The 24,005-nt window shown below is 71.6% G+C and carries 23 protein-coding genes; 12 read left to right on the forward strand and 11 right to left on the reverse strand.

Features of this window, described 5'->3' with window-relative positions; all coding sequences use genetic code 11:
* Positions 1-39: 39 nt before the first annotated feature.
* Positions 40-1,149: a WD40/YVTN/BNR-like repeat-containing protein gene (locus ABD339_RS16980; protein WP_344566890.1), complete on the reverse strand. Its 1,110-nt coding sequence runs from the start codon at positions 1,147-1,149 to the stop codon at positions 40-42.
* Positions 1,150-1,439: 290 nt separating this feature from the next.
* Here ABD339_RS16980 and ABD339_RS16985 point away from each other — a divergent pair, with 290 nt between their 5' ends.
* Positions 1,440-2,240: a DUF6214 family protein gene (locus tag ABD339_RS16985; RefSeq protein ID WP_344566892.1), complete on the forward strand. Its 801-nt coding sequence runs from the start codon at positions 1,440-1,442 to the stop codon at positions 2,238-2,240.
* A gap of 107 nt (positions 2,241-2,347) precedes the next feature.
* Here ABD339_RS16985 and ABD339_RS16990 read toward each other — a convergent pair whose 3' ends face one another.
* Positions 2,348-3,103, reverse strand: a complete 756-nt coding sequence (locus ABD339_RS16990) for a DUF305 domain-containing protein (RefSeq protein ID WP_344567052.1) — start codon at positions 3,101-3,103, stop codon at positions 2,348-2,350.
* 335 nt (positions 3,104-3,438) lie between these two features.
* Between ABD339_RS16990 and ABD339_RS16995 the strand changes: the two genes are divergently transcribed.
* A complete protein-coding gene (locus ABD339_RS16995) occupies positions 3,439-4,857 on the forward strand; it encodes an LVIVD repeat-containing protein (RefSeq protein WP_344567054.1) in 1,419 nt (472 codons plus the stop codon).
* Between the two features lie 185 nt (positions 4,858-5,042).
* Here the strand turns inward: ABD339_RS16995 and ABD339_RS17000 are convergent, their stop codons facing one another.
* Both ABD339_RS17000 and ABD339_RS17005 read right to left on the reverse strand, forming a co-directional pair.
* On the reverse strand, positions 5,043-5,687 hold the full coding sequence (locus ABD339_RS17000) for a TetR/AcrR family transcriptional regulator (protein WP_344566894.1): 645 nt from the start codon (positions 5,685-5,687) through the stop codon (positions 5,043-5,045).
* A gap of 193 nt (positions 5,688-5,880) precedes the next feature.
* Complete coding sequence (locus ABD339_RS17005) at positions 5,881-6,687, reverse strand: HAD family hydrolase (RefSeq protein WP_344566896.1); 807 nt, start codon at positions 6,685-6,687, stop codon at positions 5,881-5,883.
* A gap of 96 nt (positions 6,688-6,783) precedes the next feature.
* On the opposite strand from ABD339_RS17005, the gene ABD339_RS17010 reads away from it, so the two are divergent.
* Positions 6,784-7,590 (forward strand): SAM-dependent methyltransferase, encoded by an 807-nt coding sequence (locus tag ABD339_RS17010; RefSeq protein ID WP_344566898.1) that lies wholly within the window; start codon positions 6,784-6,786, stop codon positions 7,588-7,590.
* 33 nt (positions 7,591-7,623) lie between these two features.
* Here the strand turns inward: ABD339_RS17010 and ABD339_RS17015 are convergent, their stop codons facing one another.
* From ABD339_RS17015 to ABD339_RS17030, 4 genes are all read right to left on the reverse strand, one after another.
* A complete protein-coding gene (locus ABD339_RS17015) occupies positions 7,624-8,322 on the reverse strand; it encodes a phosphatase PAP2 family protein (RefSeq protein WP_344566899.1) in 699 nt (232 codons plus the stop codon).
* A 204-nt stretch (positions 8,323-8,526) separates the two neighbouring features.
* Positions 8,527-9,465 carry a M56 family metallopeptidase gene (locus ABD339_RS17020; protein ID WP_344566901.1) on the reverse strand — a complete coding sequence of 313 codons (939 nt, stop codon included), beginning with the start codon at positions 9,463-9,465 and terminating at the stop codon, positions 8,527-8,529.
* A 113-nt stretch (positions 9,466-9,578) separates the two neighbouring features.
* The gene (locus ABD339_RS17025) at positions 9,579-10,307 is read right to left on the reverse strand and encodes a DUF5134 domain-containing protein (RefSeq protein ID WP_344566902.1); all 729 of its coding nucleotides are present in this window, start codon (positions 10,305-10,307) and stop codon (positions 9,579-9,581) included.
* A 113-nt stretch (positions 10,308-10,420) separates the two neighbouring features.
* Complete coding sequence (locus ABD339_RS17030; RefSeq protein WP_344566903.1) at positions 10,421-10,813, reverse strand: VOC family protein; 393 nt, start codon at positions 10,811-10,813, stop codon at positions 10,421-10,423.
* A gap of 43 nt (positions 10,814-10,856) precedes the next feature.
* Here ABD339_RS17030 and ABD339_RS17035 point away from each other — a divergent pair, with 43 nt between their 5' ends.
* Positions 10,857-11,408 carry a GNAT family N-acetyltransferase gene (locus ABD339_RS17035; protein ID WP_344566904.1) on the forward strand — a complete coding sequence of 184 codons (552 nt, stop codon included), beginning with the start codon at positions 10,857-10,859 and terminating at the stop codon, positions 11,406-11,408.
* Positions 11,409-11,442: 34 nt separating this feature from the next.
* Here ABD339_RS17035 and ABD339_RS17040 read toward each other — a convergent pair whose 3' ends face one another.
* Complete coding sequence (locus ABD339_RS17040; RefSeq protein WP_344566905.1) at positions 11,443-12,123, reverse strand: glycerophosphodiester phosphodiesterase; 681 nt, start codon at positions 12,121-12,123, stop codon at positions 11,443-11,445.
* Positions 12,124-12,688: 565 nt separating this feature from the next.
* On the opposite strand from ABD339_RS17040, the gene ABD339_RS17045 reads away from it, so the two are divergent.
* The 3 genes from ABD339_RS17045 to ABD339_RS17055 are packed head-to-tail and all read left to right on the forward strand — an operon-like array spanning position 12,689 to position 16,037.
* Positions 12,689-14,092 (forward strand): DUF6421 family protein, encoded by a 1,404-nt coding sequence (locus tag ABD339_RS17045; protein ID WP_344566906.1) that lies wholly within the window; start codon positions 12,689-12,691, stop codon positions 14,090-14,092.
* A gap of 50 nt (positions 14,093-14,142) precedes the next feature.
* Complete coding sequence (locus tag ABD339_RS17050; protein WP_344566908.1) at positions 14,143-14,925, forward strand: SDR family NAD(P)-dependent oxidoreductase; 783 nt, start codon at positions 14,143-14,145, stop codon at positions 14,923-14,925.
* On the forward strand, positions 14,922-16,037 hold the full coding sequence (locus ABD339_RS17055) for a threonine aldolase family protein (RefSeq protein ID WP_344567056.1): 1,116 nt from the start codon (positions 14,922-14,924) through the stop codon (positions 16,035-16,037). The genes ABD339_RS17050 and ABD339_RS17055 overlap by 4 nt, the downstream gene beginning before the upstream one ends.
* Positions 16,038-16,041: 4 nt before the next feature.
* Here ABD339_RS17055 and ABD339_RS17060 read toward each other — a convergent pair whose 3' ends face one another.
* Positions 16,042-17,838, reverse strand: a complete 1,797-nt coding sequence (locus ABD339_RS17060) for a protein kinase domain-containing protein (RefSeq protein WP_344566910.1) — start codon at positions 17,836-17,838, stop codon at positions 16,042-16,044.
* 433 nt (positions 17,839-18,271) lie between these two features.
* Between ABD339_RS17060 and asnB the strand changes: the two genes are divergently transcribed.
* Complete coding sequence (gene asnB, locus ABD339_RS17065) at positions 18,272-20,113, forward strand: asparagine synthase (glutamine-hydrolyzing) (RefSeq protein WP_344566912.1); 1,842 nt, start codon at positions 18,272-18,274, stop codon at positions 20,111-20,113.
* Positions 20,114-20,143: 30 nt separating this feature from the next.
* On the forward strand, positions 20,144-20,578 hold the full coding sequence (locus ABD339_RS17070; RefSeq protein ID WP_344566914.1) for a MarR family winged helix-turn-helix transcriptional regulator: 435 nt from the start codon (positions 20,144-20,146) through the stop codon (positions 20,576-20,578).
* A 28-nt stretch (positions 20,579-20,606) separates the two neighbouring features.
* Here the strand turns inward: ABD339_RS17070 and ABD339_RS17075 are convergent, their stop codons facing one another.
* On the reverse strand, positions 20,607-21,326 hold the full coding sequence (locus ABD339_RS17075) for a lysophospholipid acyltransferase family protein (protein ID WP_344566916.1): 720 nt from the start codon (positions 21,324-21,326) through the stop codon (positions 20,607-20,609).
* Between the two features lie 276 nt (positions 21,327-21,602).
* On the opposite strand from ABD339_RS17075, the gene ABD339_RS17080 reads away from it, so the two are divergent.
* From ABD339_RS17080 to ABD339_RS17090, 3 genes are all read left to right on the forward strand, one after another.
* A complete protein-coding gene (locus tag ABD339_RS17080; protein WP_344567057.1) occupies positions 21,603-21,896 on the forward strand; it encodes a TlpA family protein disulfide reductase in 294 nt (97 codons plus the stop codon).
* 232 nt (positions 21,897-22,128) lie between these two features.
* On the forward strand, positions 22,129-22,920 hold the full coding sequence (locus ABD339_RS17085; RefSeq protein WP_344566918.1) for an electron transfer flavoprotein subunit beta/FixA family protein: 792 nt from the start codon (positions 22,129-22,131) through the stop codon (positions 22,918-22,920).
* A gap of 90 nt (positions 22,921-23,010) precedes the next feature.
* Positions 23,011-23,973, forward strand: a complete 963-nt coding sequence (locus ABD339_RS17090; RefSeq protein ID WP_344566920.1) for an electron transfer flavoprotein subunit alpha/FixB family protein — start codon at positions 23,011-23,013, stop codon at positions 23,971-23,973.
* Positions 23,974-24,005 lie beyond the last annotated feature (32 nt).

The raw sequence follows: 24,005 nt of genomic DNA on the forward strand, positions 1-24,005 counted from the left end.
CCCAGGTGCTCCGTCCGCGCTCCCGCGGTCCTCGTGCACTCAACCGATCACCGCCGCCCGCACGCACAGCACATCGGGCAGATGGGAGGCCAGCTGCTGCCAGCTGTCGCCCTCGTCGGCGCTGGCGTAGACCTCCCCGTTGCGATTGCCGAAGTAGATTCCCGCCGGATCCGCGTCGTCCGTGCACAGTGCGTCCCGCAGCACCGGGCCGTAGTGGGCCGACTCCGGCAGCCCTGCCCCCAGGGCCTCCCAGCTGTCGCCCGCGTCCTGCGTGCGGTGCACTCGGCAGTGGTGTTCGGCCGGTACCCGGTCCGCGTCCGCGTTCAGCGGAAAGAGGTAGGCCACGCCGCCGCGTCTGGGGTGGGCGGCCACCGGGAATCCGAAGTCGGACGGGAGGCTGTCACCGATCGACTCCCAGCTGGTGGCGTTGTCGTCGCTGCGGAAGACGCCCCAGTGGTTCTGGAGATAGAAGCGGTCGGGGTTCTGCGAGTCCCGGGCGATCTTGTGGACGCACTGGCCGTAGTCCGGATAGCGCCGGCTCTCCGGCAGGAAGACGGCGGAGACCCCGCGGTTGCAGGGCTCCCAGCTCGCCCCGCCGTCCGCCGTGCGATAGGCACCGCCCGTCGAGACGGCGACCGTGAGGGCGCGCGAGTCGCGGGGATCGACCAGGATGGTGTGCAGTCCCAGCCCGCCGCCGCCCGGCTGCCACTCCTCGCGTGTGGGGTGCTCCCACAGGGGGCGGACCAGCTCGAAGGACTCGCCCCCGTCCTCCGAACGGAACAGGCCGCCCGGCTCCGTGCCCGCGTAGACCACCCCCGGCTCGTCCTCCCCGCCGGGCTGGAGCTGCCACACGCGTTCCAGCGAAGCGCCTGTATCCGCCGGGTACTTGACGGGCGGCTGCTCGGGTTCCGTCCACGTCCTGCCCAGATCGTCGGAGTGGAAGACCGACGGGCCCCAGTGCGCGCTGTCCCCGCCGACGAGCAGTCGGGGCGGTCCCGAGCCACGCCGGTCGATGCTGAAGGAGTAAACGGCCTGGGCGTTGAAATGCGGGCCGGTGAAGTCCCAGCCGGTCTGGCCCCTGCGCTCCTCCTTCCGCCGTGCGAGGAACAGACCCTTTCTCGTACCTACCGCGAGCAGTACATCTGCCATGCCGGACACCGCCTTCGAGACGCCGTTGTCTGAGGTACGGCACAGTCTGCACCCGGCCACTGACAACGGACCGTGAACCACCTTGTTTACGCTGGTGGGACGGGGTGCCGGAGGCCCTGCGGCGGGGTCGTGGCCGACCGCCCGCCCGGCGAGCCCCGCCGGCCGCCCGGCCCGGCCGCCGGGTTCCACGGTGGGCCGATCGGGGTGCCACCGTCCCGCGACAGGGTGCCGTCCCGGGGACCGTGCGTGCCGCCCGGACCGGTGCGCATCGCGCGGGCTACGGTGCCGATGTGTCGGAGAGATCCGCTTACTCGTCGAATTGTCCCTACGAGACCGACGGTTTCGCGCCACGGCCGGATGCCCCGGCACAACAGCCCGGCGAACCGGTGCCCCAGCCGGATGCCCAGGCGCTGTGGCCGGTCTGGGAAGTGCGGGGCTACGGCTCCGGCGCACGCCGAGGCGCGGGCGCCGGAGCGCATGGAACCGCGGGGGAGGCTTCGGACCCCGCCCCCGGCGCGGACCCGGACCTGGACCCGAGCCCGGCCCCGGACGCGTCGGCTGACTCCGCATCCGGCCTGCCGGGCGATGTACCCCGGGGCCCGGGCAGCGGCGACGGTCTTCCTCCCTGGTTCGAGGCCGGGCTGAGGCTCCCGGACGGTGCCGGTGTGGAGGTGCTGGCCGTCGTCGTCGGGGGCGGGGTCAGGCTGGAGGAGCTGCGTGCCGACCCGCCGCTGACGCTCCGGGGCTTCGCGCGGCTCGCCGCCTGGATCGGGGAGCCGCTGGAGGACGTCTGCCCGCCCGCCATCCGTCCGCCGGAGAGGGGCCCGACCGTGTGGGCCACCGGTACGTGCGTCCTGCGGTCCGCGACTCCCGAGCCCCGCCCCAGAGCCCGTACCCGGCCTCCGGCACCCCGGGGGCAGGCCGCCCGACGTGCGGCGGCGGAGGCGTACCGCCAAGCGCAGGAGCGCGGCCAGGACCCGGTGTTGGCTGTCATGGGGGCGACCGGCCACAGCCGTCGTAAGTCTCTGCGGGTCATCGCGGGCGCGCGTGACGCCGGTCTGCTGACACCGCGCCACGCCCGGCGCCGCTGACCCCGGCGGCCCCGGCACGCCCGGCACCCCGGCGTCCGGGCCGGGCATACGGAGGTGCGGAGGGGCCGCGTCAGGGACATACGGAGACCGGGAACAGGGGGCGTGCCTCAGCGCAGCTTGCTCATCCGGGTGATCTCGGCGCGCTGTTGGGCCATGACGTCGGTCGCCATCTCCTCTATGCGTACGTCGTTGCCGTTCTCCATGAGCTGGGTCGCCATGGTGATGGCGCCCCGGTGGTGGGTGGTCATCAGGGTGAGGAAGAGCTGGTCGAACGCCTTCCCGTCGGCCGCGCGCAGCTGTTTGAGCTGCGCCGGGGTGGCCATTCCCGGCATCGTGCCCGCGTGGCCCTCGTGGCCCGCGCCTGCGCCCTTGCCCCCGCCCTCCTTCTTGTCCCCGCTCCCGTCCTTGCCGCCGGTGCCGTGACCGCCATGGCCGCCATGACCGGCGCTTTCGCCGCGTTGCGTGTGTTCCTCGTGACCGCCGCCGCTGGAAGGGCTGTCCTTGGCCTTGCGGTTTTGTTCGAGCCAGCCGTTCATGGCCTTGATCTCGGGCCCCTGGCCGGCTCCGATGCGGGAGGCGAGTTTGCGCACCGCGCCGCTGGCGGCGCGTTCGGGGGCGAGGTCCGTCATCACCACGGCCTGCCGGTGGTGCTCGATCATCATCGTCGCGTAGGCGAAGTCGGCCGCGTTCGGCCTCCTGTCGCCGCCCGACTTCTCCCGGGCCTTCTCGGGAGAGAGGGTCTCCGCCTGTTCGCCGGGCTTCCCGGGCGCGACGACAGGTGGGTGCTCCGATGCCTTCTCGCTGTCCGCCTCGCTGGTGCACGCGGCCAGCGCCGGCAGCGCGGCCAGCGTCAGGGTGAGCATGACGGCGCCGCGCGCGCTCCGGGCGCGGCGGCTGCGGGCTCTGTGACGGTCGGTCACACGGTCCTCCGGGGTGCGGATGGGGCGGGAGTCGCGGTGGCGCTGTTCCGAGAGTGGGGGGTGGAAGGCAAGGCGTAAAGAGGCCCGGGGGATCAGATGTTCGATGACCGCCTGGATTCCCTCTGTTGAGATGTACATGGCGCGCGCCATACTGCCGGAATCCGCTGCCGTCCCACCACGAACGGAGACGGGCGGATCCAAGGGAGGAAGCAGTGACCTCGACCCACAGACCCACCCGGCGCAGACGGCCGGGCGCCGTGGCCGTGGTGGTGCTCGGCATGCTGGCCGCGCTGTTCACCGCGGGCCCCGCCGCGGCGACGCCCGATCCCGGGGACTCGCCGCGCGCACCGAAGAAGGTCTCCGAGCGGGACCGGGCCCAGACCGAGGAGGCGATCCGTCAGGGCGACATCCCGGGCCAGGACGAGATCGTGCACAGCGACAACATGTCCCATCTGGCGAACCTGCCCAAGGGCGCGCTCCAGGGCACCAATTCGGACCTGGCCTTCCAGGGCGAGTACGCGTTCGCCGGCAACTACGACGGGTTCACCGTCTATGACATCAGCAGGCCCAAGTCCCCCAAGGTGGTCAGCCAGGTCCTGTGCCCGGGCTCCCAGAACGACGTCTCCGTCTCGGGGAACCTGCTCTTCCTGTCCACCGACTCCTCGCGCAGTGACAACTCCTGTGAGAGCCAGACGGCCCCGGCCACGGAGAAGAGCTCCTGGGAGGGCATGAAGATCTTCGACATCAGCGACAAGAAGAGCCCCAAGTACGTCTCCGCCGTGGAGACTTCCTGCGGCTCGCACACGCATACGCTGGTGCCGGACCGCAAGAACGTGTACATCTACGTGTCCTCCTACTCGCCCGACGCCTCCTTCCCCGACTGCCAGCCTCCGCACGACGGCATCTCCATCGTCAAGGTGCCGCGTAAGCAGCCGAAGAAGGCCAAGGTCATCGACTTCCCCGTGCTCTTCCCCGACGGCGGATTCCCCGGTGACCCGGACAAGCCCCGCGCCAGCGAGACCACCGGATGCCACGACATCACGTCCTACCCGAAGCTGAAGCTGGCCGCGGGCGCGTGCATGGGCGACGGCATCCTGATGGACATCAAGAACCCGGAGAAGCCGCGGGTGCTCGACCGCGTCGAGGACACCGAGAACTTCGCCTTCTGGCACTCGGCGACCTTCAACAAGACCGGCGAGAAGGTCATCTTCACCGATGAACTCGGCGGCGGCGGGGCGCCCACCTGCAACGCCGAGACCGGAGACGAGAAGGGCGCCGACGGCATCTACGACCTCAAGGGCGAGGGGGACAAGCGCAAGCTGGTCTTCAAGAGCTACTTCAAGATCCCGCGCCACCAGGCCGAGACGGAGAACTGCGTCGCCCACAACGGCTCCCTGATACCCGCCAAGGGCCGCGACATCATGGTGCAGGCGTGGTACCAGGGCGGCGTTTCCGTATGGGACTTCACCGACTCTGCCGAGCCCCGTGAGATCGGATACTTCGAGCGCGGCCCGATATCCGAGACCTCCCTGGTGGGCGGCGGCTCCTGGTCCGCCTACTACTACAACGGGCACATCTACTCGAACGACATGACCAAGGGCTTCGACGTCCTGCGCATCGACGACCGGCGCACCGACAGTGCCAAGGGCGTCCGGATGAGCGAACTCAACGTCCAGACGCAGCCCGACTACCGCTGATGACGCGCGCCGTGCGGCTCAGGACTCCGGCCCTGGCCGCACGGCCGCCTCTCCCGGAGGCGCGAGACCGGCCCCGGCTGAGGCCCCTTCCTGGGGCGAAGCACGATTCCCCCCGGCGCGGAACGGCCCACCGGATGAAGCGCGTTCTCCCCTGGCGGAACGGTGCCACCGGATGAAGCGCGATGTCAGCGTGGGCCGGCCGCGCCGGCCGCGTCATCCCAGGCTGCTCCGGGCGGCGGACGGCCCTGCCCCCAGTCGAGGCCGTAGCGGGCGAACAACTCGCCGCGCAGCCGCTCCAGCGGCATCTGCGCGCCGGGAAGCAGCGCCGCGACCACCGCGCCCATCAAATTGGCGCGCAGCAGCGGATAGTCGGTGTCCGGATCGGGAGAGCCGAAGCGGGTCACCGTGGCGTGCAGCAAGGACGCCAGGCGCTGCTGCTCGTCGCACTGTACGAAGCCCTCCTGCTGGAGCAGCCCGGCCATGTGCGCCCGCATGAGAACCGGCTCGTCGCGCGCCAGGCCCAGCACCGCGTCGATCGCGCGGGCCAGCAACTCCCGCCCCGAGCCGTTCCCTTCGGGGCGTGGAGGGCGCTCCAGGGCTTCGGCCAGGGTCAGGTGCATCAGACGGTGCACGGCGGACTGGAAGAGCTGGCGCTTGCCCGGGAAGTAGTAGGAGATCAGCCCGCGCGCCGACCCCGCTCTGTCCGCGATGTCGCCCAAGGTCGTCGCCTCGTAGCCGCGTTCGGCGACCAGCTCGACGGTCGCGTGGAGCAGACGTTCGCGCGACCGTCGGCGCAACTCTTCATTGACCGATGGGCTCCGGGGGGACATGCTGTAACTCCTGCGTTGACTGGCCGGCAGCCAATATACTCAGCACGACTTCGGGCATCCGCCTCCGCGCCACGGTTCAGGTGCCCGGCGCAGCGGCCGATATCGGGGCGACGCGGGGGATCGTCCCGGTATCGGCTTCCGGGCGCCCCCCGCGGGCACGCCAGGGAAGAGCCCGAAGGCACCAGGGCCCACCTCAACCGGCCCCCTCCGGCTCCGGCGCCGCCTCACCCCGCCCCGCTGTCATCACGTCGCCGGCGGCCTCCCGCGCCCCGTCCCGGGATCGCCAGGCGCCCTCCAGTGCCGACCGGAGCCCGGCGGGGCGCTCATCGACGGGCAGATGACGCACCATCCGCACCGCGCAGCCGATCCGTGCCGCGCCCGTGTCCGTACTCTCGTCGTCCCCCACCATCAGCGTGTCCTCCGGGGCGCTTGCCAGCGCCTCGCACGCGATGCGGAACAGCCGCGGGTCCGGCTTCTGGAAGCCCTGTTCGCAGGAGAGCACATGTGCGCTGATGTACGGATCCAGTCCGTGTGCCCGCAGGACGGGCCGCAGGTCCCAGCCGATGTTGCTCACCACGGCCACCGGAACCCCGTGCGTGTGCAGGGACTTGAGTACCTCGGCCGTATCCGGGTAGGGCTGCCAGGCATCCGGCGACATGTGGCGGTCGTACAGCGCATCGTACAACTGGGGCTCGGGCAGGGGTACTTGTCGGGCCAGCGAGGTGTAGGCGGCCCGGTGCTGCCGGGCTCCGAGATCGCGCGTCTCCCACGACTCGCGCAGCCCCTCCGGGATCTCTCGGGGGTTCGGGCCGCCCGGCAGCGCCCCGGCCTCCTCCAGCAACTGAGCGCAGCGCCCGAACCGTTCGGGGGACATCTCGACCCCCTCGCTCGTCAGCACCCCCATCAGCCAGTCCGCCACCGGCTCCACCCGCATCAGCGTCCCGGAGAAGTCGAACATGACCGCTGACGCCTTCCGGGCGCCGCTCTGTAATGTCGTCATGATCGGGAGTATCGCAGCCCGCCCGGCACTACGTTGTGCGCGACGGCAGGCGGCGGCAGACGACAGGCGGCAGGCATGCGGAGGTCGGAAAGACCCATGACGGACAGTCCGGAACCGAACACCCGGGAGATCGACGAGACCGTGCCGCACTCGGCGCGGATCTGGAACTACTGGCTCGGCGGCAAGGATCATTACGAGGTGGACCGTCAGGTCGGCGACGGGATCGCCGGCCAGAACCCCGGCATCGTCAAGACGGCCCGCGCCCAGCGTGCGTTCCTCTGCCGCGCCGTGCGCCTCCTCGCCGGAGAACTGGGCGTGCGGCAGTTCCTCGATGTGGGAACGGGGCTGCCCACGGTGGACAACACCCACGAGGTCGCCCAGCGCGTCGCACCGGAGTCCCGGATCGTCTACGTGGACCACGACCCTCTCGTGCTCACCCACGCCCGCGCCCTGCTGACCAGCGCCCCCGAGGGCATCACCCACTACATCGACGCGGACCTGCGGGACCCCGACGCGATCTTGAGGGGCGCGGAGCGGACCCTTGACTTCCGCGAGCCCGTCGCCCTGATGCTGCTCGGAGTCGCCGCTCATCTCACTGACGACAGCGCCTACGACGTGGTGAGGAGGCTGGTGGACGCGCTGCCCGCCGGCAGTTATCTCGTCTTCAGCGACTCCGCCGAGATCGTCAATCCGCAGGCCGTGCGCGAGATGGTGCGGCAGTGGAACCACACCAGTGACAACCCCCGGGTCAACCGCACGAAGGAGCAGATCGCCCGCTTCTTCGACGGCCTGGAGGTCCTGGAGCCCGGACTCGTCTCCGTTTCGCGCTGGCGGCCCGAGGCGCTGCCCTTCGGAGATCCGGACGAGGTGGACAACGTGGGTGCCGTGGCACGCAAGAACTGACCCCTACGGGGCCCGGCGCCGTGTTGCGGCCCGTCAGCCCCGGTCCTGCGGCTCCGGGTGCGCCGCCTGTCGCGCATCCGGCCGCAGCGACGTCCATCCCGCTGTCGCAGCCAGGCCGATCGCCGCGCCCAGCGCCACCCCCACCACGGTGTCCGTCAGCCAGTGCACGCCGAGCCACAGACGGGTGAAGGCCACACCGGCGACGGACACGCCGGCCAGCGCCACCGCCGACCACCAGAGCCCCGCCGGCGGAGTGCTTCTGGTACGCAGGAGCCACAGCAGCAGCACACACACCAGCGCGGCCGTCAGCGCGTGCCCGGACGGCATCGCGGCGTAGTGCGCCGAGTCCACCGGCTCCCGCCAGCGGGGGCGCTCCCGGCCGATCGCGGCCTTCAGCGCCTGCTGGAGCGCCGAGCCGACCAGCGCCGTGCCTGCGAGCCACAGCGCGAGCAGCCGCTCCCTGCGCCACCACAGCCCCACGGCCACCACCGCGAGCAGCAGCCGGAAGGTCCACGGGTCCCACACCCAGTCGGTGAAGACCCTGGCCGTCCGGGTCATGCCCGGGTGGGCGAGCGCGGAGGAGTGCAGTCCGGTCGCGACATCGGCGTCGAGAGCGTGCAACGGATGCCACTCGGCGATGACGAGTGCCATGACGAGGACCGCGAGAACGCCGAGCGCGACGGCGGTCCGCAGGTGCCACGCTCCTGCCGGGGGCGGGGTCGGACGGTACATGTACTCGATCATCACCCGCCCGCCCCGTCCCGGCACAAGCCCCGTGCGCACTTCGGCCACCCGGACCCCGCACCCCGCTTCCGGCCATGCGGACGGCCGCCCCGTCGGCAGCGTCCTCGCAGGACCTTCGGCGGGTTTACGTGGCGACGCTCATTCGCCTGCCCGAGCCTCTCGCTCGTCGGTCATGACCCGGTACGCCAGTGCCTAGTGGAGCGCCGACAGCCCGGGGGCGAAGGCCACCAGCAGCGGAACGACCGGAACCAGGGAAGCCACGGCGGTCATACGCAGCCTGCGGCCGACCGGGAGCCTCGAGGGGGGTGCGAGCAGCCGGTGCACGCGTTGGGGTACCAGCGCCAGGGGCGCGGGGCAGGGACCGAACACGCCCCGGTCCTCGTTGAGCCCGACCAGGGCGAGGGCGATCGTCAGCCGGCCGTAGCGGCGGGACGCGGCGTCGTCGGCGGCCAGCTCGACCAGACGGTGCACCTGATCGCGGAAGCCCGCGAAGACCGGCACACGGGAGAAGCCGGTGGCCAGCGCCGAGGAGCAGTGCAGCAGCCAGTCGTGCCGGGCCCGCGCGTGGCCCTGCTCGTGCTCCAGCACCGCGTCGAGCTGCCGGCCCTTGAGGCGGCGCAGCGCCGCCGTGGTGATGACGAGCTGCGGCGCCGTTCCCGGCAGCCACCAGGCATCCGGCTTCTCGCCTTCCAACACCACCAGCGGGCCGCCCGACTGGGCCTCCTCGCCCGGCAGTCGGGGCGCGCGCTCACGAAGGTCGGTGCGGCGCCTGCGGCGTCGGGCGCGCGCGTCCCTGATCTCCCGCAGCAGCATCGCGCCGGTCCACGCGCCCCCGCACGCCAGCAGGAGCGACAGGGCCCCGGCCCAGGGGGCGTAGGCGCCGGAGGTGTACGCCTCGACGACGCCGTGGGGGGCGCCCGCGAACACATGGCTGCGCACGACCGCGAACGCGGCGGCACCGGAGAGCGCCATCGCCAGCAGACAGCACAGCAGGACGGCCCCCACCACGCACTGCCACACCCACAGCGCGAGCACCGGCTCGCGATCCGGCCACGAACTGCGGGTCAGAACGCGGGGCGCGAGGCCCGCGGCGAGCAGGGCGAGCGCCATCAGCGCGAGCGGGACCATCATGGCCACAGACTAGAAGGCCAGCTCGGCGGGGTGATACATCCTGTCGAGCAGAAGTGACGTGCCTCACGCGCCGGGTGGCCCCTGTCGCCGCAGCGGATCGGCGCGCGGCCCGCTCACAGCGTCAGCAGCATCGCGAACATGCCCACACCCATCGCCACCCGGCACCCATTGGCCACCCCGCCCCAGTGGGCAACACCCCCTGGGCAGGCCCCTCTTGACCCGGCACCGGGCCCCGCGCCCGCCGCCGCGACCGCGCCGACTCCGGTCTCCGGCGCGCCCGCCACCACGCCGGAGGGCATCATCCGGGCCCCGTCCCACAGCACATGGACCGCGAAGTACGCCAGCAGCGCGCCCGTCAGCAGGGGCACGCCGCTCGTGCCGGTGTGGTGCTCCGGGCCATGGGGTGCGCTCGCCGGTGCGCCGGCCGCCATCGCGAGCGCCATGTAGACCATCGCCAAGGCGCCCACCACGTGGTGCAGATGGGCCGGGCCCGCTCCCTCCCGGCTCCACCGGACCCCGCCCCGCTCGCCGTGCCGCCGCTCCTTGCGGCCCCGCCCGCTGGGCGCCCGGCTGCGCCGTAGGCCGGGCAGCCCCAGTTCACGGGCCGCGAGTGCGCCGAAGCCCGCGGCGAAGAGCCAGGCGAGCGGCGTGGGGGGCAGGACCCCCGTGCTCCACAGCGCGGGGACGGCCATGAGCGCCATGCCGAAGCCCATCAGCGCCTCGCTCACCGCCTCCGCGCGCGGCTGCCGCCCCGCCGCCGTCCGCGCGCGCAGTACGCAGGAGGCGCCCGTGACCGCGCAGAGCGCCACCAGCAGCCAGCTGGTCATGGCAGGGCCGTGCATCGCCCACCTCCTGCTCGCGTGTGCGGGAGGCTGCCCGCCCCCGCCCGGCATACGGGAGCGCACAGGCGCAACGGGGGAGCAGGGGAGCGGTCACACGCCGGACCAGGGAGCGCTCAGATGCCCGGCCGGGAGCGCAGCGGATGGTCCGAGGGGATCTGCACCAGCACGATCCGGTGCCCGTCCGGGTCCGCGATCCACATCTCGATCAGGCCCCACGGCTCCTTGACGGGCTCCCGCAGCACCTCGACGCCCGCCGCCGTCAGCTCCGCGTGGGCCGCTGCCGCGTCCGCGACCTGCATCCAGAGCTGGAGAGTCGGGGTGGGCTGCTCGCCGGAGCGGCCCGAGACCTCCAGGAAACCGCCCCCCAGGAAATAGACGGTCCCGCGCTCGGGTCCTGTCCCGAACTCCCGGAAGATCTCCAGACCCAGCTTCTCGCCGTAGAAGGCCCGCGACCTGTCGGGGTCGGCGGGCCTCAGCAGCACTCGGCTGCTCAGTACATGCACCATGCCCCCGCACTGTAGTTTCCGCGTCCGGATAGGGTCCGCAGACATGAGTGAGACCGCACAGCGGGGCAACGCGCCCCTCACCTTCCGCAGGGCCGCCGAGGCCGACATCGCGACGCTCGCCGCGCTGGTCGAATCCGCCTACCGGGGCGAGACCAGCCGCACCGGCTGGACCACCGAGGCCCACCTGCTGGAGGGGCAGCGCACCGACCCGGACGGGGTGGGTGCCGTCGTCCGGGACCCCAAGAGCATCATGCTCGTCGTCGAGCGCGAGGGCGCGACGGTCGCCTGCTGCCAGCTCGAACACCGCGGTCCTGACGCCTACTTCGGCATGTTCGCCGTCCGCCCCGGCCTCCAGGGCGGCGGCCTCGGCCGCGCGGTGCTGGCCGAGGCGGAACGCACCGTGCGCGCCGAATGGGGATCGGAGCGGATGCAGATGCAGGTCATCCGGCAGCGGGAAGAGCTGATCGCCTGGTACGAGCGGCGCGGCTACACCCGTACGGGGCAGTTCAGCCCGTTCCCCTACGGTGACGAGCGCTTCGGCATCCCGCAGCGGCCCGACCTCGCCTTCGAACTGCTGGTCAAGCCGCTGAGCTGAGTGCCGCCCGGCCGGACCGGCCGGGCCGGGGGGCTTACGGGAGGGCGGCGGCCCGGCTGATCGTCGGCATGTCCGTCACCACACCGTCCAGTTCCAGCTCGCGGGCGCGGGCGAGGTCCTCGTCCGTGTTGACGGTCCAGCTGATCACCTTGATGCCGCGCGCGTGGGCCCGCCGTACCACGTCCGCGTCCGCGTGGCGCAGCTCCACCGAGATCATCTCCGCGCCCAGTTCCGCTGCCCGCTCGGGCGCCGTCGGCGTGGAGCGGCCCGCGACCAGCACGAGCGGGATGCCGGGCAGGTGTTCGCGAGTCTCGCGCAGTGCGTCGGCGTGGAAGGAGATCACGGTCACCCGCTCGTGCAGGCCGCGCTCCTGGATGGTCCGGGCCAGCACCTGGGCTGCTGCCCTGTCCTTGATCTCCGCCTGGAGTGGGCTGCTCACCGCATCGACGACCTCGTCGAAGACCGGCACCCGTTCGCCCTCGCCCGCGTCCAGCTCGCGCAGCTCGGCGAGCGTGAAGTCGCCGATGAGCCCGCTGCCGTCGGTCGTGCGCGCCACGTCGGCGTCGTGCATCACCACGAGTTCCCCGTCCTTGCTCAGATGCAGATCCAGCTCCAGGACGTCGAGTCCTTCGCGTTCGGCGCGGACGAAGGAGCGCAGGGTGTTCTCGGGCTCGACGCCCATCACCCCACGGTGTCCGACGGTGAGCATGGGCACGGGGCGCTCTCGCTTTCGTGCGGCGGCCAAGAGACAGTGCGCCGGTGTGCCGCCCGAGGGGCCGCACACCGAGCGCGCCGCCAGACTAACGGCACAGTACGGCGGCTGCCGTCGCCGCGTCCGGCGGTGACGGCCCGCCGCCGGGGTGTTTCGCGGACACACCTCCGGACCCGTACTTCACACCCGCCGGCCGGCACCTCGCACCGGCGTACGCCGAAGGCGGCGGGCGTACGCCGCGCGGCTGCCCAGGGCCGCGTGCTCCGGCCGGGCAGCTCGCGGGCGGCCGGAATCCGGGTTGCCGGGAGGCGCCGGGGGGTCGCCGTGCGCCTGGGGGGGGTCGCCGTGCGGGGAGGCCCAGCGCTCCCGGGGCCGGGCACCGCTTCCTGACGTGGCGGAATCCAGACGAGAGCGGGTGGAAAGACCGCCGTCGAGGTCGTCATCGGCAGGAAGAATGGCGGCGGTACCCCCGATGAGGCCGCATAATCTCCTGACACTTGCCCTTGAGTGGAGGACGCTTTCCCGTATACGGTTGATTGACGCGAGTTTCTCTTGTGGAGGGGACAGCATGACGGAAATTCTTTCGCCAAAGCCCGCTGCGGGTGGTGTTTCACCGTCCGGCAGCGTGGTCGCGCACCCTTCCTGGGGCACGTTGAAGGCGGCTGTCGAGGCGATCCGTCCCGCCCAGTCCAAGGACGGGTCCATCGACTTCGAGGCCGAGGGCGCGCCCACGCCGGAGGCCGTGCGCGCCGAGCTGGAGCGGGTGACCGCCGCCGTCGAGGAGCTGTCACCGCTGCTGCCGCACGACGCCGCCTACCACCGCGCGCTGGTGGCCGACCTGCGCCGCTGGGCCGACGGCGGGTTCGGCGTCCCCGACTTCCTGGACTCGCTGCTCGCCTTCCATCCGGCGCAGGGGCGGGCCGACGGCCTCCAGCACCTGGTCGTCTTCGCCATGTACACCCAAAACGGCAATCCGGACCGCAACCTCGAAGCCGTCGTGCTGCGCATGGTGTGGCCGGACTGGCTGGCCGAGCTGGAGCGCACCCGCTACGACAACCCGCTGTTCTGCGGCATCTCCTTCGAGGACTTCACCTCGGGCTACGACACGCACTCCGCCGTGCTCTTCCCGGAGACCATCTCCGTGCGCGAGGCGCCCGAGCGCTTCAGCTGGGGCGGCATCTTCTGCGACCGCGAGGCGGCCCGCTTCCGCCGCGTCGTCCAGGCGGCCTGCGAGGTGACCAAGCTCGAACTGCCCCAGGACGCCCAGGAGATGCTCGCCGACCAGGAGCGCTGCCAGCAGACCTTCGTGCTCTGGGACATGGTTCACGACCGCACCCACAGCCATGGTGACCTGCCGTTCGACCCGTTCATGATCAAACAGCGCCAGCCGTTCTGGATGTACGGGCTGGAGGAGCTGCGCTGCGACCTGACCGCTTTCCACGAGGGCGTGAAGCTGGAGGCCGACGGCTTCGGACAGGGCCGCGACGTGCAGTACGCGATGATCCTGGAGCGGCTCTTCCGCTTCCCCGTGACCGGCGAGCGCAAGCGCAACTACGACGGACTGGGCGGCCAGCTGCTCTTCGCCTACCTCCACCAGCATGACGCGCTGCGCTGGACCGACAACAGCCTCAGCATCGACTGGGACCGCGCCCGCCAGGTCACCGTCGCCCTGCGTGAGGAGATCGAGACGCTCTACCGCGCCGGCATCGACCGGCCCAAGCTGGTCCACTGGTTCAAGGCGTACGAACTGGTCTCCACCTACCTGGCGCCGCACCCGGGCTCCACCTGGGCCAAGGGCCCCGACGCACTGGATCTGACCCTTCCGCCGCGCAAGCTGGTGGACGAGGTGCTGCCGGATGAGTTTCCGCTCAGCATGTTCTACGAGGCACTCGCGAAGAAGCTGCGGAGTGTGATCGCATCGACTCAGGGGATCACCGCCCACAGCAGCCCGGTCCAGGCCGCAGCGGCGTGAGCGGAGGAGCCGTGGGCGGAGATGACAGTGCCGGGCGCGAGGAGGCGACCATGACGGACACGACGACCAGGCGTGGCTACGAGGGAAACGGCGAGGGCAGGCTCCAGGGAGCCGTGGTCGCCGTCGCCGGCGCGGCGGGGCCCGCGGGGCGCGCCATGCTGCTGCGGCTGGCCGAGGAGGGCGCTGTCGTCGTGGCCTCCGACGCGGACGCCGGACGGCTGGCCGACGCGGTGGATGCCGCGCGCTTCGCCCACGGCGGGGCCACGGTCACGGGCGACACGGTCGATCTGCTCAGCCTGGAGGCGACCAGGGCCTGGGCGGACAAGACCGAGAAGGAGTTCGGCCGGATCGACGGCCTCGTGCACCTGGTGGGCGGCTGGCGCGGCTCGGCGACGTTCGCCGAGACCGATCTCGCGGACTGGGACACGCTGCACAGCCTCCTCATCCGTACGCTCCAGCACACCTCACTCGCCTTCGAGGGACCGCTGGAGCGCTCCGGGGACGGGCGCTTCCTGCTGGTGAGCGCGGCCGGGGCCAGCAAGCCCACGGCGGGCAACGCCGCCTACGCCGCCTCCAAGGCGGCGGCCGAAGCCTGGACGCTCGCGCTGGGCGATGCCTTCCGCAAAGCGGGGGGCGAGAGCGGGCCGCCCGCAGCCGCTGCCATCCTGGTGGTCAAGGCGCTGGTGAACGACCAGATGCGGGCCGACCGGCCGAACGCGAAGTTCGCCGGTTTCACGGACGTCAAGGACCTGGCGGAGGCCGTAGCCGGCACCTGGACCAAGCCCACCGCAGAACTGAACGGAACCCGCCTGTGGCTGACGCCCAAGCCCTGAACCGCTCGTCCGTACCGGCCGCGCCCGCCCCGTCGCCCGGGGAGGCCGGCGCGGTCACCGACGCACGGCGCCGCCACGACCCCGGGGCGCGCGGCTTCGCCAGCGACAACTACGCGGGCGCGCACCCGGAGATCCTGGCGGCGCTCGCGCTCGCCAACGGCGGCCACCAGCCCTCCTACGGCGCCGACGAGTACACCGAGCACCTCCAGAGCGTCATCCGCAGCCACTTCGGACGGCGCGCCGAGGCGTTCCCCGTCTTCAACGGCACCGGCGCCAACGTGGTGGCCCTCCAGGCCGTCACCGACCGCTGGGGCGCCGTGATCTGCGCCGACTCCGCACACATCCACGTGGACGAGTGCGGAGCGCCCGAGCGCGTCGGCGGGCTGAAGCTGCTGACCGTGCCCACCGAGGACGGCAAGCTCACCCCCGAGCTGATCGACCGCGAGGCATACGGCTGGGACGACGAGCACCGCGCCATGCCGCAGGTCGTCTCGCTCGCGCAGAACACCGAACTGGGCACGCTCTACACCGTCGAGGAGATACGTGCGCTGTGCGACCACGCGCACGAGCGGGGCATGCTGGTCCACCTCGACGGCGCCCGCATCGCCAACGCCGCAGCCGCGCTGGACGTCCCGATGCGCGCGTTCACCAACGCCGCGGGCGTGGACATCCTCTCCCTCGGCGGCACCAAGAACGGCATGCTCTTCGGCGAGGCCGTCGTGGTGCTCAATCCCGACGCCGTCCGCCACATGAAGCACCTGCGCAAGCTGTCGATGCAGCTCGCCTCCAAGATGCGGTTCATCGCCGTACAGCTGGAGGCGCTCTTGGCCGGGGACCTGTGGCTGCGCAACGCACGGCATTCCAACGAGATGGCCCGCCGGCTCGCGGAGGGCATCCGCTCCCTCGACGGGGTGGAGATCCTGTATCCGGTCCAGGCCAACTCGGTCTTCGCCCGGCTCCCGCTCGATGTGAGCGAACGCTTCCAGAAGCGCTACCGCTTCTACTTCTGGGACGAGGCGGCCGGTGAGGTGCGCTGGATGTGCTCCTTCGACACCACGGAAGCGGACGTCGATGAGTTCCTGGCCGCGCTGCGCGAGGAGATGGCCCGATAGGTCCCTACCCGTCCGCCTCCGGTGTGGCGCAGAGGGTGACGGAGGAGAGCACGATGCGCTGGGCGGTGAGTGCGCAGCCTTGTGACGCGGGGGAGTCGAGGCCGGTGCCGCTGCTCGTGCCCGAGCTGCTGCCGGAGCTGGTGGTGCCGGTGCTGCCTGTACTTCCGGCGCCGGTGTCGGTGCGTGCCGGGCCGTAGAGCCTGCCTGTCACCTTGTGGGTGGCCGCCGCCGACCAGCAGGGGACCTCGACCCACTCGCGCCAGGGCTTGTTGTCCTTCTCCCAGGAGCCGTAGAGCAGACAGTCACCGACGTCCGCCTTCGCCGCGGGGTCGTTCAGGTACTGGCTGAGGGCGCTGGAGAATCCCGCGTTCTGGGTGTAGAGCAGCAGCCCCAGGAGCAGTGCTCCCACCACGACGAGCGCGCAGCCGCCCTCGGAGGACGAACTGTTCCCGCCGACGGGCGTATCGGCGGGCTTCTTCGCGGGTCCGGCGCCAGGCGTGCTAAGGGTCTTCTTCGCGGGGGCGCTGCCCGAGGGCTTGGCAGGTGACTTCGGCGCGGGCGCCGGCCGCCTGCCGCCCGGCTGCTTCCCCCGCGCCTGCTGCTCCTTCTCCTTCCGCTTCTTCGCCGCCCGCGCGTCCTCCAGGACCGGTTTACCGCCCAGCCGCCGGGCCACCAGGCGCAGCGTGGCTCCCGGCTTGAGGCGGAAGGTCCGCGGGTCGCTCGCCTCGCCCCTGGAACGTGTCTGGATGCTGTGTACGCCAGCGGAGGCGCGGAAGGTGCCGGTCACACCGGCATCGACCGTGCCGCGGTCCTGCCCGGCGATCAGCACGCGGACGGCTACCGAGCCCTTGTTGCGGATCTCGACGGTCGCTGTGGTGACCACGGTCGGGGCGGGGAAGTGGACGGAGGTCAACAGGCGGGTGCCGCTGGGGGTTTCGCGCCGCCCGGTCCCGTCTTCGGCACCGTCGAGGTCGGGGCCCTCGCTGTCGGTGACCACCGCCTCCGGCGGGAGCAGCGACCTGGCCGCGGCGACTGTCGGGCGCGCCTTCGGATCCTTCGCGAGCAGGGCTGTGATCAGCGGTGTCAGCGCGCCCGCGCGGCGCGGGGGCGGCGGGTCCTCGTAGGCGGCGGCGTGCAGCGAGGCCGCCGGGGTCTCCCGGGCGAACGGGGAGGCGCCCTCCACGGCCTCGAAGAGTGTCGCGCCGAGTGCGAACAGGTCGCTGGCCGGGGTCGCCCGGTGGCCCTGGACGCGCTCGGGCGCGAGGTAGGGGGCCGAGCCGAGGACGGCGCCGGCTGCTGTCGCGTCCCCGGCCGCACCGGGCTCCGTGCCGGACGCCGCGATGCCGAAGTCGGTGAGGAGAATGCGCCGGTCGCCGGTCACCATGACGTTGGCGGGCTTGACGTCGCGATGCACGATGTCCTGCCGGTGCGCGGCCTCCAGCGCGTCCAGCAGCGCCGCCGCCAGTCGCCGGGCGGCCCACGGTGGCAACGGCCCACGGGCCAGCCGCTCGTGCAGGGTGCCGCCCGTGACGAGCTGCATCACGATCCACGGCCGCCCGTCCGCGACCACCACGTCGTGCACCGTGACGATCCGCGGGTGGTCGCGCAGCCGGGCCGCGCTCAGGGCCTCGAACTCCGCCCGCCGCAGCCGCTCTTCGTGCTCCTGGGGTGTCAGTCCGGAGGGCAGCCACAGTTCCTTGAGGGCCACGTGGGTATCCAGCCGCGCGTCGTGCGCCTTCCAGACGCGGCCCATGCCGCCTTGTCCGAGTACGCTCACCAGCCGCCAGCGGCCCTCGATCATGTCGCCAGGCTGTGCGCTGTCCTGTGTTCCGCCCGCCACGGCGCCCCCGTTCCGCTTCCCCCGTCGGCTCTCCGGCCCGCCGCCCGGCGGTATTCCGTGGGGGAGCCGTCACCGACAGCGATCCTGCCCGAGGGGGACGGCGCGGGCAAGGGGCGCCGCCGGGGGCGGTCCGAGGCATCGCCCCGGTCACCGGGGCGGCCCTCGTGGGGGCCCGCGCAAGTGGCTTGATTCCGGCTGTCGGAGCGCTGGGATTGTTTCAACGACGTTGCCCGCGTGAAAGATGGCGAATGCATAGATGGTCGATACACGTGACCTTTGGTCAACTCTGCATCGCGGACAGTCATGATCGGTCGCCCGTTCCGTCAGGCGTCGTCAGTGCCGTCCCCTCAAGGCGTCATCGCAGAGGTGCCAGAGGTCGGAGCCGGAGGAAGACATGTGCGGAATCACCGGATGGGTCTCCTACGAGAGGAACCTGGCGGCCGAACGGGCGGCCCTCGACGCGATGACGGAGACGATGTCCTGCCGGGGCCCGGACGACAGCGGCACCTGGATATCGGGCCCGGCCGCGCTGGGACACCGCAGGCTGGCGATCATCGACCTCCCGGGCGGCGCCCAGCCCATGAGCGCCGAAACCGGCGAAGGCCCCGTCGCCCTCGTCTACTCGGGGGAGACCTACAACTACACCGAGCTGCGCCGCGAACTCGGCGGCCGGGGCCACCGGTTCGCCACCGACTCCGATACCGAGGTCGTGCTGCGCGCCTACCTGGAGTGGGGGCCCGCGCTCGCCGAACGCCTCAACGGGATGTACGCGTTCGCCATCTGGGACAGCCGCACCCGCAAGCTCGTCATGGTGCGCGACCGTATGGGCATCAAGCCCTTCTACTACTCCCCGACGCCCGACGGAGTGCTGTTCGGCTCCGAGCCCAAGGCGATCCTCGCCAACCCGCTGGCCCGCCGCGAGGTCGGCCCCGACGGACTGCGCGAGCTCTTCGCCTTCGTCAAAACCCCCGGACACGCGGTGTGGGAGGGCATGCGCGAGGTGGAGCCCGGCACGGTCGTGACCGTCGATGAGACCGGCTTGCGCACCCACACCTACTGGGAGCTGGAGACCCGGCCGCACACCGACAGCAAGGAGGAGTCCATCGCCCGGGTGCGGGAGCTGATGGACGACATCGTGCGCCGCCAGCTCGTCTCCGACGTGCCGCGCTGCACCCTGCTCTCCGGCGGCCTGGACTCCTCGGCCATGACGGCGCTGGCCGCACGGCAGCTGCGCGAGAGCGGGGAGACCGTACGCAGCTTCGCCGTCGATTTCGTCGGCCGGACCGAGAACTTCGTCGCCGACGAACTGCGCGCCACCCCCGATACGCCCTTCGTGCACGATGTCGCCCGGGACTCCGGCACCGAGCACCAGGACATCGTCCTCGGCTCCGGCGAACTCGCCGATCCCGAGGTGCGCTCCAAGGTCATCAGGGCCCGCGACATCCCCGTGGGCTTCGGCGACATGGACGCCTCCTTGTACCTGCTGTTCAGCGCCATCCGGCAGCACTCCACGGTCGCCTTGTCCGGAGAGTCGGCGGACGAGGTGTTCGGCGGCTACAAGCAGTTCTTCGATCCGGAGGCGCACAAGGGGGAGACCTTCCCCTGGCTCGTGCGCCTGCCCGAGCACTTCGGGGACGACGGGAGTGTGCTCTCCGAATCCATGACCCGCACCCTGGACCTGCCCGGCTACATCCGCGACAGCTACGCCACGGCCGTCTCCGCTGTCCAGCGGCTGGAGGGGGAGAGCGACTTCGAGTACCGGATGCGGGTGATCTGCAACCTCCACCTGACCCGGTTCGTCCGCGTCCTCCTCGACCGCAAGGACCGCGCCAGCATGGCCGTCGGCCTTGAGGTGCGGGTGCCGTTTTGCGACCACCGGCTCGTGGAGTACGTCTACAACACGCCCTGGGCGCTGAAGTCCTTCGACGGGCGCGAGAAAAGCCTGCTGCGGGAGGCCACCGCCGATGTCCTGCCCCGCTCCGTCTACGACCGGGTCAAGAGCCCCTACCCCTCCACCCAGGACCCGGCCTACCACACCGCGCTCCAGGACAACATCAGGGAACTGCTGGCCGATCCCTCGCACGAGGTCTTCGGCATCGTCAGCAGGCCGTGGCTGGAGCGTGCGGTGAAGGTGGACACCCCGCAGATCACCCAGGCGTCCCGGCGCGGCCTGGAGCGCGCTCTCGACCTGGCGCTGTGGATCGACATGTACCGCCCCACGCTTACACTCTCTTGATCTGATCAAGGACGAGCGGGTGGGGGGCCGATGGCGGCCAGGCAGGAAGCGGCGCTCGAACTGGTCCTGTCCCTGCACCGGTTACTGCGCTCACTGCGCAGGGCGAGCCCGACCGGCGGGCTCCAGCCCACCCAGCTCATCGTCCTGTCCCAGCTGACGGAGGCGGGGCCCAGCCGCATCGGCGTCATCGCCGAACGGGTCCCGTGCTCCCAGCCGACCGCGACCGCCGTCGTCGCCGAGCTGGAATCCCTGGGACTCGTGCGCCGGGAACCCGACCCGACAGACGGCCGTGCCACCCGCGTCGCCGTCACGGAGGAAGGAGCCGGGGCGCTGCGCGGGGTGGCCTACGGCGAGGCCGAGGCGCTGTTGGAGCGCCTCGGCTCGCTGCCGCCCCAGGACGCGGCCCGACTGCTGGAGGCGGGGCCGCTGCTGAGGCTGTTGGCCGAGACCCGGGGGACCGGCTGAGCCGGCCGCACCCGGCGGGCTCCTGCGCTCAGAGTGCTCTGGCCTGCGCCGGGGTCGGGGCCGTGCCGCCCAGGTGGGCGGGCTGCCACCAGGAGTCCGCCGCGCCCTTGGGGACGGCCGGGTAGGCGCGCTGGGCGGCTTCCAGCAGTTCCTGGACGCGCTCGCGCAGCCGCTCCGTGACCCCGGCGGCGGGCTCGTCCTGGTCGGTGTTCATCGGCTCGCCGACCCGGATGGAGACCGGCAGATGGTTGCGCCCGAAGTCCCGCTTGTGGCCCTTGGTCCACAGCCGCTGTGTGCCCCACAGGGCCATGGGGACCAGCGGCACCCGGGCCTCCTGCGCCAGCCGGGCAGCGCCCGACTTGAAGTCCTTGAGGGTGAAGGAGCAGGAGATGGTCGCCTCCGGGAACACTCCGATGATCTCGCCGGAGCGCAGTGCCTTGAGCGCGTGCGCGTAGGCGCCCTCGCCGCGTGAGCGGTCCACCGGGATGTGTTTCATCGCGCGCATCAGCGGCCCGGAGACCTTGTGCCGGAAGACGGAATCCTTCGCCATGAACCGGACCAGGCGCTTGGCGGGCCGCGCGGCGAGCCCGGTGAAGATGAAGTCCAGGTAGCTGATGTGGTTGCTCACCAGGACGGCGCCGCCGCGGGAGGGCACATGTTCGGTGCCGTGGATGTCGAAGCGCAGGTCGAGAGCCTTGAACCACGCTCGCGCGGCGCCTATCACCGGCGGGTAGAGGAGATCTGCCACGTCGGGGAACCCTTCGTCTCGGTACCTGGGAGGACTTTCCGCCAGGCAGTTCCAGCCGTTCAGGAGACCGGAACCTACGCATGCGTAACCTCTGGCTCCAGCAGATCGTTCCCCAAAGCCCTGCGTCTGGCTACCCTCGCGGCACACTTGTCCATGAGCGCGCGGGAAGGGAGGGCTTTCGTGGACAGGCGGGATCGGGCCGGAGCCGAGGAGTCCGGAGACCGGAGCGGGGCATCCGGCCCCCGCACGACCGCCCCCCGGGCAGTCGGGGCCGGAATGCTCGGGGTGGCAGCACTGGGGGAGCGGGCGACGCTCGTGCAGTTCTCCAGCGCCTTCTGCCAGCCGTGCCGCGCCACGCGGCGCACCCTCTCCGACGTCAGCGCCATGGTCGAGGGTGTGGCACACATCGAGATCGACGCCGAGGAGCACCTGTCCCTGGTGCGCGAGCTGGAGATCACCGCCACCCCCACGGTGCTGGTGCTCGACGCGGCGGGCCGCGTCGTGACCAGGGCCTCGGGCCTGCCCCGCCGCGCGGATGTCATCGCCGCGCTCGGGCACGCCATCGACTGAGCGGAGTCAGATCTTCCGATTGGCCGGGCGTGATCCAGATCCCGCCCCATGGCTCTCGCGTCGCACCGCCCTGCGTGATGGAGTTGGGGCGGTCACTCTCCCCGTTGGGAACGTCACAGTCCGACGGCCTTGAGAACGGGGAAGACGCTGGGTGTACTGACGAGTAATATTGTGGACGGACGCCGGTCCACCGGACCGGGACCCTGTAAGTCGAAGCAGTAGGAGAGCCGGCGTGAGCTTGAGGATCGTTGTCTGTGTGAAGTACGTGCCCGACGCCACCGGTGACCGGCACTTCGCGGAGGACCTGACCACCGACCGCGAGTCGGTGGACGGCCTGCTCTCCGAGCTGGACGAGTACGCGGTCGAGCAGGCACTCCAGATCAAGGAGTCCGACGGGGTCGGGGAAGCCGAGATCACGGTGCTCACCGCCGGTCCGGAGGACGCCAAGGACGCCCTGCGCAAGGCGCTGTCCATGGGCGCCGACAAGGCCGTGCACGTCGAGGACGACGACCTGCACGGCACCGATGCCCTGGGCACCTCGTACGTGCTCGCCAAGGCGATCGAGAAGACCGGATACGACCTGGTGGTCTGCGGCATGGCCTCCACCGACGGCACCATGGGCGTCCTTCCCGCCATGCTCGCCGAGCGGCTGGGCGTCCCGCAGGTGACCCTGCTGTCGGAGGTCTCGGTCGAGGGCGGCAAGGTGACCGGCCGCCGCGACGGCGACGCCGCCACCGAGCAGCTGGAGGCGCAGCTTCCGGCGGTCGTCTCCGTCACCGACCAGTCCGGCGAGGCCCGTTACCCCTCCTTCAAGGGGATCATGGCCGCCAAGAAGAAGCCGGTCGAGTCGCTGGACCTGGACGACCTGGACATCGAGGCGGACGAGGTCGGCCTGGAAGGCGCCTGGACCAAGGTTGACAGCGCGACCGAGCGCCCCGCGCGCACCGCGGGCACCGTCGTCAAGGACGAGGGCGAGGGCGGCAAGCAGCTTGCCGCCTTCCTCGCGGAGCGCAAATTCGTCTGAGAAGACAGCCTGGCGGGGCAGAAGTTCATCCGAGCCTCGGCCGTCCCGCAAACCGCCCAACTCTTCGTCACCGCAGGAGATTGAAGTCCCATGGCTGAAGTTCTGGTCTACGTCGATCACGTGGACGGCGCCGTCCGCAAGCCCACCCTCGAACTGCTGACCCTGGCCCGGCGGGTCGGCGAGCCGGTCGCCGTGCACCTCGGCCCCCACGTCGAGGACGCCGCCAAGACCCTCGGCGAGTACGGCGCGACGCGCGTACTGGCCGCCGACGTGCCCGAGTTCGCCGACTACCTGGTCGTCCCCAAGGTCGATGCCCTCCAGGCCGCCTGCGAGTCGGTCTCGCCCGCCGCCGTGCTGGTGCCCTCCTCCGCCGAGGGCAAGGAGATCGCGGCGCGGCTCGCCGTCCGCCTCGGCTCCGGCATCATCACCGACGCGGTGGACCTGGAAGCCGGTGACGAGGGCCCGGTGACCACGCAGTCCGTGTTCGCCGCCGCCTTCACCACCAAGTCCCGCATCAGCAAGGGCACGCCGGTCATCACCGTCAAGCCCAACTCGGCCTCTCCCGAGGCGGCGCCGGCGGCCGGCGCCGTCGAGCAGTTCACCGTCAGCTTCGGCGAGGCGGCCACCGGCACCAAGGTCACCTCGCGCGCCCCGCGCGAGTCCACCGGCCGGCCGGAGCTGACCGAGGCGGCGATCGTCGTCTCCGGCGGCCGTGGCGTCAACGGCGCGGAGAACTTCCCGCTGATCGAGAACCTGGCCGACGCGCTGGGTGCCGCCGTCGGCGCCTCGCGCGCCGCGGTGGACGCCGGCTGGTACCCGCACTCCCACCAGGTCGGCCAGACCGGCAAGACCGTCTCGCCGCAGCTCTACATCGCCACCGGCATCTCCGGCGCGATCCAGCACCGGGCCGGCATGCAGACCTCGAAGACCATCGTCGCCATCAACAAGGACGCCGAGGCGCCGATCTTCGATCTGGTGGACTACGGCGTCGTCGGCGACCTGTTCGAGGTCGTCCCGCAGCTCACGGACGAGGTCAAGACCCGCAAGGGCTGAGCGCGCCGCTTCGTGCGCACGCCGGCGGGCGC

It is taken from the genome of Streptomyces axinellae (genome assembly GCF_039532135.1).
GTDB classification, from domain to species: Bacteria; Actinomycetota; Actinomycetes; order Streptomycetales; family Streptomycetaceae; genus Streptomyces; species Streptomyces axinellae.

What these genes read in the sequence shown, in the direction of transcription:
- ABD339_RS17030 (WP_344566903.1), bottom strand. Translation starts at nt 10,813, where the DNA reads ATGGTGCATGTACTGAGCAGCCGAGTGCTGCTGAGGCCCGCCGACCCC.
- ABD339_RS16980 (WP_344566890.1), bottom strand. Translation starts at nt 1,149, where the DNA reads ATGGCAGATGTACTGCTCGCGGTAGGTACGAGAAAGGGTCTGTTCCTC.
- ABD339_RS17070 (WP_344566914.1), top strand. Translation starts at nt 20,144, where the DNA reads ATGGCGGCCAGGCAGGAAGCGGCGCTCGAACTGGTCCTGTCCCTGCAC.
- ABD339_RS17010 (WP_344566898.1), top strand. Translation starts at nt 6,784, where the DNA reads ATGACGGACAGTCCGGAACCGAACACCCGGGAGATCGACGAGACCGTG.
- ABD339_RS17000 (WP_344566894.1), bottom strand. Translation starts at nt 5,687, where the DNA reads ATGTCCCCCCGGAGCCCATCGGTCAATGAAGAGTTGCGCCGACGGTCG.
- ABD339_RS17020 (WP_344566901.1), bottom strand. Translation starts at nt 9,465, where the DNA reads ATGATGGTCCCGCTCGCGCTGATGGCGCTCGCCCTGCTCGCCGCGGGC.
- ABD339_RS17050 (WP_344566908.1), top strand. Translation starts at nt 14,143, where the DNA reads ATGACGGACACGACGACCAGGCGTGGCTACGAGGGAAACGGCGAGGGC.
- ABD339_RS17045 (WP_344566906.1), top strand. Translation starts at nt 12,689, where the DNA reads ATGACGGAAATTCTTTCGCCAAAGCCCGCTGCGGGTGGTGTTTCACCG.
- ABD339_RS17090 (WP_344566920.1), top strand. Translation starts at nt 23,011, where the DNA reads ATGGCTGAAGTTCTGGTCTACGTCGATCACGTGGACGGCGCCGTCCGC.
- asnB (WP_344566912.1), top strand. Translation starts at nt 18,272, where the DNA reads ATGTGCGGAATCACCGGATGGGTCTCCTACGAGAGGAACCTGGCGGCC.
- ABD339_RS16990 (WP_344567052.1), bottom strand. Translation starts at nt 3,103, where the DNA reads ATGCTCACCCTGACGCTGGCCGCGCTGCCGGCGCTGGCCGCGTGCACC.
- ABD339_RS17025 (WP_344566902.1), bottom strand. Translation starts at nt 10,307, where the DNA reads ATGCACGGCCCTGCCATGACCAGCTGGCTGCTGGTGGCGCTCTGCGCG.
- ABD339_RS17005 (WP_344566896.1), bottom strand. Translation starts at nt 6,687, where the DNA reads ATGACGACATTACAGAGCGGCGCCCGGAAGGCGTCAGCGGTCATGTTC.
- ABD339_RS17060 (WP_344566910.1), bottom strand. Translation starts at nt 17,838, where the DNA reads ATGATCGAGGGCCGCTGGCGGCTGGTGAGCGTACTCGGACAAGGCGGC.
- ABD339_RS16995 (WP_344567054.1), top strand. Translation starts at nt 3,439, where the DNA reads ATGCTGGCCGCGCTGTTCACCGCGGGCCCCGCCGCGGCGACGCCCGAT.
- ABD339_RS17035 (WP_344566904.1), top strand. Translation starts at nt 10,857, where the DNA reads ATGAGTGAGACCGCACAGCGGGGCAACGCGCCCCTCACCTTCCGCAGG.
- ABD339_RS17080 (WP_344567057.1), top strand. Translation starts at nt 21,603, where the DNA reads ATGCTCGGGGTGGCAGCACTGGGGGAGCGGGCGACGCTCGTGCAGTTC.
- ABD339_RS17015 (WP_344566899.1), bottom strand. Translation starts at nt 8,322, where the DNA reads ATGTACCGTCCGACCCCGCCCCCGGCAGGAGCGTGGCACCTGCGGACC.